Below are 12,836 nucleotides of genomic sequence, written 5' to 3' on the forward strand. Positions count from 1 at the left end.
GAGCGCACAGCGTCGGAAAAGCCTTGATGCTGATCGCCTTGGCGATATTTCAGGAGAGCGTGCGGGGAGAAAATTCTTGACAAACGAGCCCATGTTTAGCAGATAACCAGATAGTAAATGTCATGTTTGACGGGTCGCTTGGAAATGCTCGTTTGTAGCTGCAACTTCATCACAGACAAGGAAATCGAAGACACCATTGTCGCCTTGCTCGACGAGGATTGCTGGCAATTGATCGTGCCTTCGAAAGTCTATCACGCGATGGCGAAGCGTGGGCGCTGTTGCGGCTGCTTCCCGAATGTCGTCGACATCATCATTCGCACGACAGAGCGTTACCATCTGGAACACCCCTCGACAGAAGCCGAAATGTTCGATTTCATGTCGCGCTTGAAACGATTCCATGAAGAACAAAGGAGAGCGGACATTGAAAGGCGACAAAAAAGTCATCGAGCAGCTTAACGAGGCCCTGTTTCTGGAGCTCGGCGCTGTCAATCAGTACTGGCTGCACTACCGGCTGCTGCAGGATTGGGGCTACACCAAGCTTGCCAAGAAGGAACGCGCCGAATCGATCGAAGAGATGCAGCACGCCGACCGACTGGTCGACCGCATCATCTTCCTCGAAGGCCACCCGAACCTGCAGACAGTCGCGCCGCTTCGTATCGGCCAGAATGTCAAGGAAGTGCTTGAAGCCGATCTCGCCGGCGAATATGACGCCCGCAAGGCCTACAAGAAATCCCGTGACATCTGTCATGACGCCGGAGACTATGTCTCCATGAAACTTTTCGAAGAGCTGCTGATGGACGAGGAAGGTCACATCGACTTTCTGGAAACCCAGCTGGAGCTTCTCGGCAAGATCGGCGAAGAAAAATACGGTCAGCTCAATTCCGATTCCGCCGACGCCGCGGAATAAACGGACAAGCGATTGCAAAAATCAGAAACCCGGCTCGAAAGGCCGGGTTTTCTTTTGGGCGACAGATTCTGCCTTTCTCAGCCGCCGGCGAGATGCGCGAACTGTGCGACCACCTGCTCGTAGACCTTGCGCTTGAACGGCACGATCAGCCCCGGCAGGTCGCTCATCGGCTTCCAGTCCCAGGCGTCGAATTCGGCCTCATGGCCACCCGGGGGCGGATTGATGGCGATATCGCTCTCATCGCCTTCGTGGCGGAAGGCGTACCATTTCTGTGTCTGACCACGATACTTACCTCTCAGACCGATACCGATGAGGTCTGACGGCAGGTCGTAGTTGATCCAGCCGTCGCTTTCGGCGAGAAGCGAGACGGATTTCATTCCGGTCTCTTCGTAGAGTTCCCGGTAGGCCGCCTTCAGCGGCTCCTCGCCCTTGTCGATCCCGCCCTGCGGCATCTGCCAGAGCTGCGGCGAGCCGTCATATTCGGAGTTACCGTCCGGGATCCGTCGGCCGACCCAGACGAGGCCGCCGGCGTTCAGCACCATGACGCCCACACAGGGACGATAGGGAAGATCTTCCGCTTTCACCTTGCCGGCCTTCTTGTTCATTGACTGTCCTCGTGCATATTCCATGTCGTTCATGGCTTACTGATCATTGGCGGTCGCCAGGGCGGACACTCCGACGATCTCGATTCCGCGGCGCTCGGCGTCCTTGCTCCATTGGGCAATGGCGGCAATGCTTTCGTCGAAGGCCGAGGCGATGCCGACCGCGGACCCCTTGCGCTGGGCGATCCGCTCCAGTTCGTCGAGCTTGCCCATGATGGCGGCACGGTTCAGATCGCCGTCGAGCAGAACGTCGCCCACCGAATAGGGCATGTCGAGCGTCTTGGCGAATGTTCCGGTTAGCGAACGGGCCGAAGAGCCGTCGTCCAGGAACAGCAGGCCGCGCGAGGCGATGTCCCGCATCACCGGGTCCAATGCGTCCGAATCCGCCAGGAAGCGCGATCCGAGGTAGTTCATCACGCCGGTATAGTTGGTGATCTGCCCCATGGCGCGATGCAGCTTTTCGATGTTTTCGCTGGTGCTTTCGCCGACGGTCAGCATGTCGCGCGACAGGTCGTTGGCGGGATAGGAGAGGGGCTCGAACGGCACCTGGATCAGGATCTCATGGCCGCCGCGGCGGGCTTCCTGCATCCATCGCTGAAGGCTGTTGCCGCTGGAGGCGAAGGCGAAGGTCACCTCCGGCGGCAGGCGGTCGATGGCGTGCTTCGTGCCTGTCTGGCTGAGGCCGAGGCCGCTGACGACGATCGCGATCCGGTTGCCATAGGCGCCGGACCATGGGCGCGCATACTGGTCGACGGGCCGCAGGCCGCCGTCGCCGACCTTCGGCAGGTCGCCATAGGGGCTCGCCTCGATCAGGTCCGGGTTCGGCACCGCGGCCATGCGCGGGTCCTGCCCGACCTGCTGGGCGCTGACGATCACCGGTCCGCTGTCGTCGCGCGAGCCGGGCGAAAACTTGGTGACGACCTTGCCATCGTCGGTCTCGGTCCTCTCGACCCGTGCACCGGAGCGCGCATCGGCACGCGGCAGCCCCTGCGTGACCGTCTTCGCGGCGTCGCCCGGTGTCGCAGCGGCAGAGGGAGGCACTGTGCCGGCGGCGACCTCGGTGGCCGGAATGTCGCCGGGCGAAACTGTGCCGACAAAGCGGGATGTAGTTGCGGAATAGGCAGACAGGCCGAGGATCGGCACGACGATGATGGCCGTCGCAACATGCGTGCGCGTCATCCAGCCGAGGCGCTTGCGGCGCGGCGGTCGATCCTGTCCGAGGGGGGAATGGAGGTCCGTCTTCACGCGGCTGTCCCGGTTGAAGGCTACGGAAGCGGCAGGGCGCGGTTCCCGAATGAGAACCGCGCCCTTCGCATTACTTCTTCAGAAGCTCGGCCTTTTCCGGATTGGCCGGGAAGGCCGGATCCGTCTTCTTGCCGCGCAACAGGTCCAGCGCATAGTTGAGCTGGATGTCGTCCTTCTCATCCGGCGGCACGTAGGCGATCGAGCCGGAACCGGCATCGGTCTCGCTCTGGCCCTGGATGTGGCCGCGCAGGCTGGATTCGCCTTCGGTGCGAATCTTGCCCTTCAGGTCGTCGGGCAACGGCTGTTCGACCGTGATGTCCGGCGTGATGCCGGTACCCTGGATCGATTTGCCGGACGGCGTGTAGTAGAGCGCGGTGGTCAGGCGAAGCGCGCCGGCATCGCCGAGCGGGATGATCGTCTGAACGGAGCCCTTGCCGAAGGACCGGGTGCCGACAACGGTGGCGCGATGCAGATCCTGCAGGGCGCCGGCGACGATTTCCGAAGCGGAAGCCGAACCGCCGTTGACGAGCACGATGACCGGCTTGTTGTCGGCGAGATCACCCGGACCGGCGTTGAAGCGGCGGGTTTCCTCCGGATTGCGACCGCGGGTCGAAACGATCTCGCCGCGTTCCAGGAAGGCGTCGGACACGTTGATCGCCTGGTCGAGGAGACCACCCGGATTGAGCCGCAGATCGAGCACGTAGCCCTTCAGCTTGTCTTCCGGCACCTGCTCCTTGATCTTGTCGAAGGCCTTTTCGAGATCCGGGAAGGTCTTCTCGGTGAAGGAGATGATCCGCATGTAGCCGACGTCGCCGTCATCCGCCTTCTCGACCCGCCACTTGACGGCCTGGACGGCGATGATAGCGCGTTTGACCTCGATATCGATCGGCTTGTCGGCGCCCTTGCGCAGGATGGTCAGCTTGATCGGCGAACCGACCTCGCCGCGCATCTTGTCGACCGCCTGTGCCAGCGTCAGGCCGCGAACATCGGCGCCGTCGATGGCGGATATGAGGTCGCCGGAGAGAACGCCTGCCTTGGCGGCCGGCGTGTCGTCGATCGGCGTGATGACCTTTACGAGGTCATTCTCCATCGTGACTTCGATGCCGAGACCGCCAAATTCGCCACGCGTCTGGGTCTGCATGTCGGCCGCGTCCTGGGCGTTCATGTAGCTCGAATGCGGATCCAGAGACGTCAGCATGCCCGAAATGGCGGCTTCGATCAGCTTCTGTTCGTCCGGCGGCGTCACGTACTGGGCGCGAATCCGCTCGAAGACGTCACCGAAGATGGCAAGCTCCTTATAGGTCGAAATCCCTGCTGCCTGGGCGGGGATGCCGGCCGAATAGAGAACACCCATCGCCGTTGCTCCCATGAGAGCCCCTGCGACAACGAGAGAGACCTTACGTATCATTGCGTGCCTTTCCAGTGCTTTTCCCGGTCCACCAGGGGGCAGAATCAACCGGCTCCCCGTCATGTCTGAATTCAATGTAAAGTGTTGGCTGGCTTGTTTCCAGCGCCAATGCGGCGGCGCTTGCAACTCGTGTCGCGCCCATGACCGCCAGCGGTTCGCCGGCAAAGACAAACTTGCCCTGACTGGTCTTCAGCGAGTCCATGCCCGATAGGATCATATGGTAGCCATCACCCATGTCGAGAATGATCATCTGTCCGTAGCTGCGGAACTTGCCGGCATAGACCACCTGAGCGTCCGCGGGCGCTATCACGAGCATTCCCGCATTCGTCGCGATCGTCATACCCCTTGCAGGATGGCCTGTCCCGTCCGAATCCCCGTATTTGCGCACCACATCGCCAGCGACCGGGAATTGCAGTTTATTCTTCAAGTCTTTGAACGGATATGCGGGCGCAATGCGGTTTTTATCGGGCAGTCCACCGTCGGCCAGGCCCTTTGCGTCGTCCGTCTGGCCCTGGCTGTTCTTCAGCCTTTCGACTTCCGCGGCCCTTGCCGCCTCCTTCGCGTCCCGCAGCGTGCCGATTTCACTTTCCAGTGAAGCGATCAAATCCTGCAGGTTGGTCGCCTTGGCGGCGAGTTCCTCGGACTTCTTGCGCTCCGCTTCCAGCTTGGCGGTGTTTTCGTTGTTGACGCGGTCGTTTTCGGCGAGAAGCAGGTCCATGCGCTTTTCCTCTTCCAGGTTCTGCTGGATGATGGAGGCGTAATTGGCCTTCTCGTTGCGCATCGCGGTCTCGACGGAGGTCAGTTGCTTCAGCGCCGAAACGAGCTTGTCGGTTTCCTGGCGGATGCCCGGAACGACGGCGCCGAGCAGGATGGCGCTGCGCACCGAGGCGAGTGCATCCTCGGGGCTGACGAGCAGTGCCGGCGGCGGATTGCGTCCCATGCGCTGCAATGCGGCCAGAACTTCGGCCAGAACGCCGCGGCGTTCGTGCAGCGACTCGCGGATCTTGTCCTGCTCCAGACCGAGGGATGACAGCTTCTTTTCGCTTTCGATGACCTTGTCTTCGAGTTGCCGGCGCTTTTCGGCGGATTCGATCAGGGCCTGCTTGATGGAGGCGCTGGTTTTTTCCAGTTCCGCAATGCTGTCCGCGAGCTCCTTGGCACGCTGGTCGGAGAGCTTCATGCTGTCGGCAAGCGCCTGCATCTCCGCGCGTGTCTGCTCCCGCTTTTCTTCCAGCGCCTTGGCGGTATCTTCGGGGGAGGCTGTATCGGCGCCGGCGCCACCGGCAGGAATGGAGTCGGTCGGTGGTTCCTGGGAGTAGACCGGATCCGCAAAGCCCGGCACGCCGAAAAACACGAACAGCAACAGGCCGCCTGCCAGCAGTGGCGGCGCCAGAAGCCAGGCATGTCTCTTGTTGGCTGCGATCTTCATTCCCTCCCAGCGTAAGCCGGCAAGATTGCGCGAAACTATGGCCCGAGGCGGGCCGGCTCCCTCCTTAGCGGAAAAAAGTCAGGAGCGGGAGTGCGCGACGGGTCAGGCGGTCATGCCCGGTGATAGGGATGTCCGGAGAGAATGGTGACCGCGCGGTACAGCTGTTCTGCGATCAGGATGCGCACGAGCTGGTGCGGCCATGTCATGCGTCCGAGGTTGAGCACGTAATCCGCCTTCTGGTGCAGATCGGGATCGAGCCCGTCGGCACCGCCAATGGCGACCATCAGGTCGCGGCGGCCGTTGTCCTTCAGCGTCTCGAGAAGTTTCGCGAAATCTTCGCTGCCGATCGTCTTGCCGCGCTCGTCGAGGAGAATGAGTGCCGAGCCAGCCGGCAGCGCCTTTTCCAGCATTGCGGCTTCTTCGCGCTTGCGCGTCGCGGCGTCGGAGGACCGGCTTTCCTGGACTTCGGTCACACGGGTGAATTCCAGCCCGATCGCGGGGCCGGCCTTGGAGAAGCGGTCGAGGTAGCGCGCCGACAAATCCTTCTCGGGCCCGGCTTTCAGCCGCCCTACCGCAAAAAGGCCAATTCGCATGCTTCTCCCGCCATTTTTTGCGGCGAGCATCCCTGCCGGCCCTTCGAGGCCGTCCGGCATGCGTTGCCACAATTTTCAACTCAGGCGATCAGATCATGCCTGAGTGCTGCATCAATGCAGTGTTTCGTCCTGAATGTCCGGCGCGGCCCACATCTTCTCGAGGCTGTAGAACTCGCGTACTTCCGGGCGGAACACGTGAATGATGACGTCACCGGTGTCGATCAGGACCCAGTCTCCTGTTTCCAGACCTTCGACGCGGGCGCCAGAAAAGCCGTCATCCTTGAGATCGGAAATCAGGCGATCGGCGATCGCGGTGACATGCCGGTTGGATCGCCCGGAGACCACGACCATGTAGTCGCCCAGCGCGGATTTTCCAGCAATGTCGATGGTGACGATATCTTCTGCTTTGGAGTCCTCGAGGCTGGCGAGGACAGTTTCAAGAGCACGGGCCGCGGCATCGGCGCCACGTTCCTGGCTCTGCGGGAGATGGACTGGCGTCCTTCCCTTTGCGTGTACTGTTGTCAGGGTTGTTCCTTTCGATCAAAAACAGCACTTTCGACTCGGCTAATGTTTTGCCGAACCGTTAACAAGATAGGCACCGAATGGTTAATGTTTCAAGACGCGGGCCGTCCGGCAGTTAATATCTTGTAAAATGCTGTTGCAGCTTTACCAGTCGCGTGGGGCGATGTCGGGGCTCTCATTCGGCTGAGGCCTGGCTGCCGTTTCGTATGGCCGTCGAGCTCAGCGCGGAGCGGGGGCCGTGAATGAAGGTCCATGCCGGTGCCTTGCGGGCCGAGAGCGTGCCGGCATCCTCCTCGTCGATCCTGGCGCGGGCAAAGGTCTTTGCCATCTTGGAGGACAGGTAGGAGAGGGTCGAACCCGGCCGGTCGATGACGGCGATGGGAAAGGTTTCGGCGATGCCCTGCCAATGCTGCCAGCGATGGAAGGACTTCAGATTGTCCGCCCCCATGATCCAGACGAAGCGGACGTCGGGGTTGCGCGCCTTGACGAAGGCGAGCGTCCTGGCCGTGTAACTCTGGCCGAGCGACTTCTCGAAGGCAGTGATCTTGATCCGTGGATCGTGCGCAAGCTTCTCGCTCTGCTCCAGCCGTTCGGCAAGAGGTGCGAGGCCGGAATGGTTCTTCAGTGGATTTCCCGGCGTCACCAGCCACCAGACCTGATCCAGGCGAAGGCGACGCAGCGCGATCTCGGCGACCAGCAGGTGCCCCTCGTGCGGCGGATTGAACGACCCGCCGAACAGGCCGACCGCCATGCCCGGTTCCACGTGCGGCATGATCAGGTGCCGTCGTTCTATCGCTTCCGTCCCCACGTCGGCAGTTTCCCCTCGGTTGGAGCCGGCTTACGGCCGGGTCTGGCCGCTGCCGCGGACACGATACTTGAACGAGGTCAGCTGTTCGACCCCGACAGGGCCGCGGGCGTGCATCTTGCCCGTTGCAATGCCGATCTCCGCGCCCATGCCGAACTCGCCGCCATCGGCAAACTGGGTGGACGCATTGTGCAGCAGGATCGCCGAATCGATCTCGTTGAAGAAGCGTTCGACGGCTGCCGGGTCCTCGGCGATGATCGCTTCGGTGTGGTGCGACGAATACTTATTGATGTGGTTGATCGCTCCGGAAACGCCATCGACAAGGGCGACCGAAATGATCGCGTCGAGATATTCGGTCGACCAGTCCTCTTCCGTTGCCGGCTTGAAGGCCGGGAAGACCTTCAGCACGGTCGCGGAGGCGCGAATTTCGCAGCCGGCTTCGGTCAGTGCTTCCAGGAGCGGCATCAGGTGCGTGCCGATTGCCGCACCGTCGACCAGCAGCGTTTCGGCGGCACCGCAGACACCGGTGCGCCGCATCTTGGCGTTGACGACGATCTTCTTGGCCATTTCCAGGTCGGCGGAAGCATCGACATAGATGTGGCAGATGCCTTCCAGATGGGCGAAGACGGGAACGCGTGCCTCGCTCTGGACACGGGTGACAAGGCTCTTGCCGCCGCGGGGAACGATGACGTCGATCGCGCCGTCAAGGCCGGTCAGCATCGCGCCAACGGCCGCGCGGTCGCTGACGGGCACGAGCTGGATGGCATGTTCCGGCAATCCTGCCGCCTTGAGGCCGGCCACCAGGCAAGCGTGGATCGCGCGCGATGAATTGAGCGAATCCGATCCGCCACGCAGGATAACGGCATTGCCGGCCTTGAGGCACAGCGCGCCGGCATCCGCCGTCACATTCGGCCGGCTCTCGTAGATCACGCCGATGACGCCCAGCGGGGTACGGACGCGCTCGATCTGGAGGCCGTTCGGACGGTCCCAGGCGGCGATCACTTCGCCCACCGGATCCTTCAGATCGGCAATCTGGCGGATGCCCTCGGCCATGCCGGCAATCCGCTCTTCTGTCAGGGTCAGGCGATCGATGAAGGATTCGGCGAGGTCGTTCCTTGCGGCGTTCTGCAGATCGATCGCGTTGGCGGCAAGAATGTCCTTGCTCGCGGACGCCAGCGCATCGGCCATGGCCAGCAGCGCCTCGTTCTTGCGTTCTGTCGAGGCGATGGCGATCTTGCGCGATGCCACTTTCGCATTGCGGCCGATCTCGCTCATCAATGCATCGATGCTGATCATGCCGTCAGACATGGCTTGCGTCCTTCTCCCTGTCGCTCCTGCGTGCCGACGCTGTCGTCGTCATCACAAGATCGTCCCGGTGCACCATGGCCGAACGGCCGGCATATCCGAGTATCGCTTCAATCTCATTGGACTTGCGGCCGGTGATCTGGCGCGCTTCGCTGGCATCATAGCCGGCAAGTCCGCGGGCGATTTCTCGACCCGACGGGCCGAATATCGCAATCGTGTCGCCGCGCTCAAACTGGCCGTTCACCAGTGTCACGCCCGCGGGCAGCAGGCTCTTGCCGGCGGAAAGGGCTCGTTCCGCGCCGGCATCGACATGCAATTCGCCGGCCGGCTGCAGCTTGCCGGCAATCCAGGTCTTGCGGGCGGTGACCGGCGTTCCGGACGGCGCAAACCATGAGGAGCGCGCGCCCTTGTCGATTGCCGAGAGCGGATGGTCCATCTTGCCGGAGGCGATGATCATGGCGCAGCCTGCCGACGTGGCGATCTTGCCGGCATCGATCTTGGTGCGCATGCCGCCGCGCGACAGTTCCGATGCCGCGCCGCCGGCCATGGCCTCGATTTCCGGGGTGATTTCGGCAATCGCCTCCAGGAATTTCGCATCCGGGTCGAGATGCGGCGGCGCCGTGTAGAGCCCGTCGATGTCGGACAGGAGAACCAGCAGGTCGGCGCCGGTCATGGTGGCGACGCGGGCGGCGAGACGATCATTGTCGCCGTAACGGATCTCGGTCGTGGCCACCGTGTCGTTCTCGTTGATGATCGGCACGGCGCCGAATTTCATCAGCTGGCTGATTGTGGCGCGGCCGTTGAGATACCGGCGGCGCTCCTCGGTATCGCCGAGCGTCAGCAGGATCTGGCCGGCGATGATCTCGTCCCGCGACAGGGCTTCCGACCATGCGCGTGCCAGCGCGATCTGGCCGACGGCGGCCGCCGCCTGGCTCTCCTCGAGCTTCAGTGTGCCGGAGGGAAGCTGCAGCACCGACCGACCGAGCGCGATTGCGCCCGAAGAGACGACCAGCACGTCGGTACCCGCAGCCTTCAGCGCTGCAATGTCGGCGCAGACGCTGTCGAGCCAGGCTTTCTTAAGTCCGGATTTTCGGTCGACGAGCAGGGCCGAGCCGATCTTGACGACGATGCGCTTGTAAGCGGAAAGCGGCTGGCGCTGCTGCATGCTATTCTTCGTCCTGCGTCTCGATGTCGGAATGGCGGCCCTTGTCGCGCTTTTGGCGCGGGATCGCGAGGTCTTCCTCGGAGCCGCTGGAGACGATCACGTCGCGCACCGCCCTGAGCGCCTCGGTCATGCCGAGGCCGGTGACGGCGGAGAGCTGGAAGGGCGTCTTGCCGCAGGCCTTGGCAAGCGCCTTGGTCTTCTGCTTCAGCGTCTCCTTGTCGAGAATGTCGATCTGCGACAGGGCGACGATTTCCGGTTTATCGTGAATGCCGTGGCCATAGGCCTCCAGCTCGTGCTTCACGGTCTTGTAGGCCTTGGCGACGTCTTCCTCCATGGCCGAGACCAGATGCAGGAGAACACGGGTTCGCTCCACGTGGCCGAGGAAGCGGTCGCCGATGCCGACGCCTTCATGGGCGCCTTCGATCAGGCCGGGAATGTCGGCCAGCACGAACTCGCGATCGTCGATGGTGGCGACGCCGAGATTGGGATGCAGCGTGGTGAAGGGGTAGTTGGCGATCTTCGGCCGGGCGCGGGTGACGGAGGCGAGGAAGGTTGACTTCCCGGCATTCGGCAGGCCCACCAGCCCCGCGTCGGCGATCAGCTTGAGGCGCAGCCAGACCGTCTTCTCGACGCCCGGAAGGCCGGGATTGGCCCAGTCCGGTGCTTGGTTGACCGAGGATTTGAAGTAGGCATTGCCGAAACCGCCGTTGCCGCCGGCGGCCAGCCGGTAGCGCTGGCCTTCCTCGGTGATGTCGATGATCAGCGTTTCGCCGTCCTCTTCCAGGATCTGCGTGCCCACGGGCACCTTCAGGGTGATCGAGTCCCCATTGGCGCCTGTGCGGTTGCGGCCCATGCCGTGCATACCGACCTTCGCCTTGAAATGCTGCTGGAAACGGAAATCGATCAGCGTGTTGAGGCCGTTGACCGCTTCAACCCAGACATCGCCGCCGCGGCCGCCGTCGCCGCCGTCCGGACCGCCGAACTCGATGAATTTTTCGCGCCGGAAGGAGACGGACCCCGCGCCGCCGTCGCCGGACTTGATATAGATTTTCGCTTCATCGAGAAATTTCATGGCAATGCCGTTCTTTCGCTGGCCGAGGCCCTTATTTTCGCGGCTACCGATATAGCCGGACGGTTTCAAGGTCAAAGATAATTGTCACCGGAGGGGCCGCAAGGGCCCCGCCGGCAGATGAAGGATCGGGCGCCGCTTGAGGTCAGGGGCGCCCGATCGTGATGTCAGATCGGCATGTAGCTGCCGAAGGTCAGTTCCGTGGTGATCACGGTGACCGTTTCGCTGCGAGCGGCGCACCAGATCTCCCTGCAGCCGGTGACCGCGAAGCCGATCTTGTCCTGGATGGCCAGCGACGCGGCGTTGTCGGCGACCGCGCCGGAATGCAGCGTTGCGGCCAGCATCGCGCCGAAGAAACGTTCGGCGACGGCGCTTGCCGCCTCGCTCATCAGCCCCTGGCCCCAATGGGGCCTGGCAAGCCAGTAGCCGAGATGCCATTCGCCGTCGCGGTTCTCGATCGAGATCACCCCGATCAGAGGGCCGCCGTCACGGGTGATGGCAAAGCACCAGCCTTCGGCTTCACCGGACTGCCAGCGTCCCAGCCATTCCTCCGCATCCTCGCGGTAATAGGGCTGCGGAACCGGCGGCAGCATGCGCGCCACGGCATGGTCGTCCAGGCCAAGCGCAATCGCCTCGACATCCGTTGCCGTCACCTGCCGCAGGATCAGGTTCTGCGTGCGGATCTCGGGCTGGCGGGCAAAGGAGATGCGCGCAATGTGCAGTTCTCTTGCGATCGCGTTCATCGTCCGTCCCTCCAGCTCTTCAGCGACAGCCAGGTCTTGCGGTCGAGCCTGAACCATTCGACGGGCATCATGCCGCCGACGGCGAGGCACGGTATCATGCCGGAGCCCTGGAACTGGAAGCCGCACTTCTGGATGACCCGGCGCGAAGCGACGTTGACAACCCGGCAGCGCGCATCGATCGCGTCGATATCGCGGGTGCGGAAGGCCATGTCGATCAGCGCATGCGCCGCCTCGGTGGCGTAGCCCTTGTTCCAGTGCTGCTCGCCGATCCAGTAGCCGATCTCGACGATGCCGGCATCTTCCGTGTCCGGCTCTATGCCGCAGCAGCCGAGGAATTCTCCATTGGCGGCGTTCGTAATGGCATAGACGCATTTGCCAATCACGCCATTTTCCTTCGCACGTCGGACGAAGTCATGGGCATCGTTGACCGTGTAGGGATGAGGCATGCGCGACACCATGGTCGCAACTGCGGCGTTGTTGGCGAGATGGGCAAGGGCGTCAATGTCGTCTTCGTGCGGGGCGCGCAAAACCAGGCGCTCCGATAACAAGACGGGGCAATCGCTTCTTAACCTGTCCGGCCTTAACCGGCTTTCGGGAGACCGCGATTGGCTCTCCCTCAACAATTCTTCCTGCATGGTTCAGTCCTCCTTCGGAGCAAAAGATAAAGGGGAGTTGGGTGGCGCCCCATCTCCCCTTTTGATCTTGGCCTGAACCTTACAGTCAGCCGGGTCGATGCGACGCCGGCTGTTTAGAGAGTGACCGGCTTACTCTGCTGCTTCTGCCGTTTTCGGCATTACGGACACGTATACGCGGCCGTTGGCCTTCGTGCGGAAGGACACGTTACCCTCGGTAAGCGCGAAAATCGTGTGGTCCTTGCCGAGGCCGACATTGGCGCCCGGATGCCACTTCGTGCCGCGCTGACGGACGAGGATGTTGCCTGCTGCGACGGCTTCGCCGCCGAACTTCTTCACGCCAAGGCGCTTGGATTCAGAATCGCGACCGTTGCGCGAGGAACCGCCAGCTTTTTTGTGTGCCATTGGAGT

Annotated in this window: 15 protein-coding genes; 2 read left to right on the plus strand and 13 right to left on the minus strand. The window is 62.5% G+C overall.

Annotation, left to right across the window (positions count from 1 at the left end; genetic code table 11):
• The first annotated feature begins 144 nt into the window (after window positions 1–144).
• Together ACU5AZ_RS10885 and bfr are read left to right on the plus strand one after the other, a co-directional pair.
• Window positions 145–456: a (2Fe-2S)-binding protein gene (locus ACU5AZ_RS10885; RefSeq protein ID WP_446825985.1), complete on the plus strand. Its 312-nt coding sequence runs from the start codon at window positions 145–147 to the stop codon at window positions 454–456.
• Window positions 422–907: a bacterioferritin gene (bfr, locus tag ACU5AZ_RS10890; RefSeq protein WP_446822403.1), complete on the plus strand. Its 486-nt coding sequence runs from the start codon at window positions 422–424 to the stop codon at window positions 905–907. Before ACU5AZ_RS10885 ends, bfr begins: the two co-directional genes overlap by 35 nt.
• 77 nt (window positions 908–984) lie before the next feature.
• Here bfr and ACU5AZ_RS10895 read toward each other — a convergent pair whose 3' ends face one another.
• From ACU5AZ_RS10895 to rpmA, 13 genes are all read right to left on the minus strand, one after another.
• The gene (locus ACU5AZ_RS10895) at window positions 985–1,512 is read right to left on the minus strand and encodes an RNA pyrophosphohydrolase (protein ID WP_446822404.1); all 528 of its coding nucleotides are present in this window, start codon (window positions 1,510–1,512) and stop codon (window positions 985–987) included.
• 36 nt (window positions 1,513–1,548) lie between these two features.
• A complete protein-coding gene (locus ACU5AZ_RS10900) occupies window positions 1,549–2,754 on the minus strand; it encodes a divergent polysaccharide deacetylase family protein (RefSeq protein WP_446822405.1) in 1,206 nt (401 codons plus the stop codon).
• A 70-nt stretch (window positions 2,755–2,824) separates the two neighbouring features.
• On the minus strand, window positions 2,825–4,162 hold the full coding sequence (locus ACU5AZ_RS10905; protein ID WP_446822406.1) for a S41 family peptidase: 1,338 nt from the start codon (window positions 4,160–4,162) through the stop codon (window positions 2,825–2,827).
• On the minus strand, window positions 4,152–5,591 hold the full coding sequence (locus ACU5AZ_RS10910) for a murein hydrolase activator EnvC family protein (RefSeq protein ID WP_446822407.1): 1,440 nt from the start codon (window positions 5,589–5,591) through the stop codon (window positions 4,152–4,154). The genes ACU5AZ_RS10905 and ACU5AZ_RS10910 overlap by 11 nt, the downstream gene beginning before the upstream one ends.
• 110 nt (window positions 5,592–5,701) lie before the next feature.
• Window positions 5,702–6,184 carry a 23S rRNA (pseudouridine(1915)-N(3))-methyltransferase RlmH gene (rlmH, locus tag ACU5AZ_RS10915; RefSeq protein WP_446822408.1) on the minus strand — a complete coding sequence of 161 codons (483 nt, stop codon included), beginning with the start codon at window positions 6,182–6,184 and terminating at the stop codon, window positions 5,702–5,704.
• Window positions 6,185–6,295: 111 nt separating this feature from the next.
• Complete coding sequence (rsfS, locus tag ACU5AZ_RS10920) at window positions 6,296–6,709, minus strand: ribosome silencing factor (protein ID WP_446825986.1); 414 nt, start codon at window positions 6,707–6,709, stop codon at window positions 6,296–6,298.
• A 172-nt stretch (window positions 6,710–6,881) separates the two neighbouring features.
• Window positions 6,882–7,478 (minus strand): nicotinate-nucleotide adenylyltransferase, encoded by a 597-nt coding sequence (locus ACU5AZ_RS10925; protein WP_446822409.1) that lies wholly within the window; start codon window positions 7,476–7,478, stop codon window positions 6,882–6,884.
• 66 nt (window positions 7,479–7,544) lie between these two features.
• Window positions 7,545–8,819, minus strand: coding sequence for a glutamate-5-semialdehyde dehydrogenase (locus ACU5AZ_RS10930; RefSeq protein ID WP_446822410.1), 1,275 nt, complete (start codon window positions 8,817–8,819; stop codon window positions 7,545–7,547).
• Window positions 8,812–9,981, minus strand: a complete 1,170-nt coding sequence (proB, locus tag ACU5AZ_RS10935) for a glutamate 5-kinase (protein WP_446822411.1) — start codon at window positions 9,979–9,981, stop codon at window positions 8,812–8,814. The genes ACU5AZ_RS10930 and proB overlap by 8 nt, the downstream gene beginning before the upstream one ends.
• 1 nt (window position 9,982) lies before the next feature.
• Complete coding sequence (gene obgE / locus ACU5AZ_RS10940; protein ID WP_446822412.1) at window positions 9,983–11,053, minus strand: GTPase ObgE; 1,071 nt, start codon at window positions 11,051–11,053, stop codon at window positions 9,983–9,985.
• Between the two features lie 164 nt (window positions 11,054–11,217).
• Window positions 11,218–11,793, minus strand: a complete 576-nt coding sequence (locus ACU5AZ_RS10945) for a GNAT family N-acetyltransferase (RefSeq protein ID WP_446822413.1) — start codon at window positions 11,791–11,793, stop codon at window positions 11,218–11,220.
• On the minus strand, window positions 11,790–12,428 hold the full coding sequence (locus ACU5AZ_RS10950; protein WP_446822414.1) for a GNAT family N-acetyltransferase: 639 nt from the start codon (window positions 12,426–12,428) through the stop codon (window positions 11,790–11,792). Before ACU5AZ_RS10950 ends, ACU5AZ_RS10945 begins: the two co-directional genes overlap by 4 nt.
• Before the next feature lie 129 nt (window positions 12,429–12,557).
• Entirely contained in the window at window positions 12,558–12,830 is a 273-nt protein-coding gene (gene rpmA, locus ACU5AZ_RS10955) for a 50S ribosomal protein L27 (RefSeq protein ID WP_446822415.1), read from the minus strand.
• Between the last annotated feature and the right edge of the window lie 6 nt (window positions 12,831–12,836).

Source organism: Rhizobium sp. PAMB 3182, assembly GCF_052908355.1.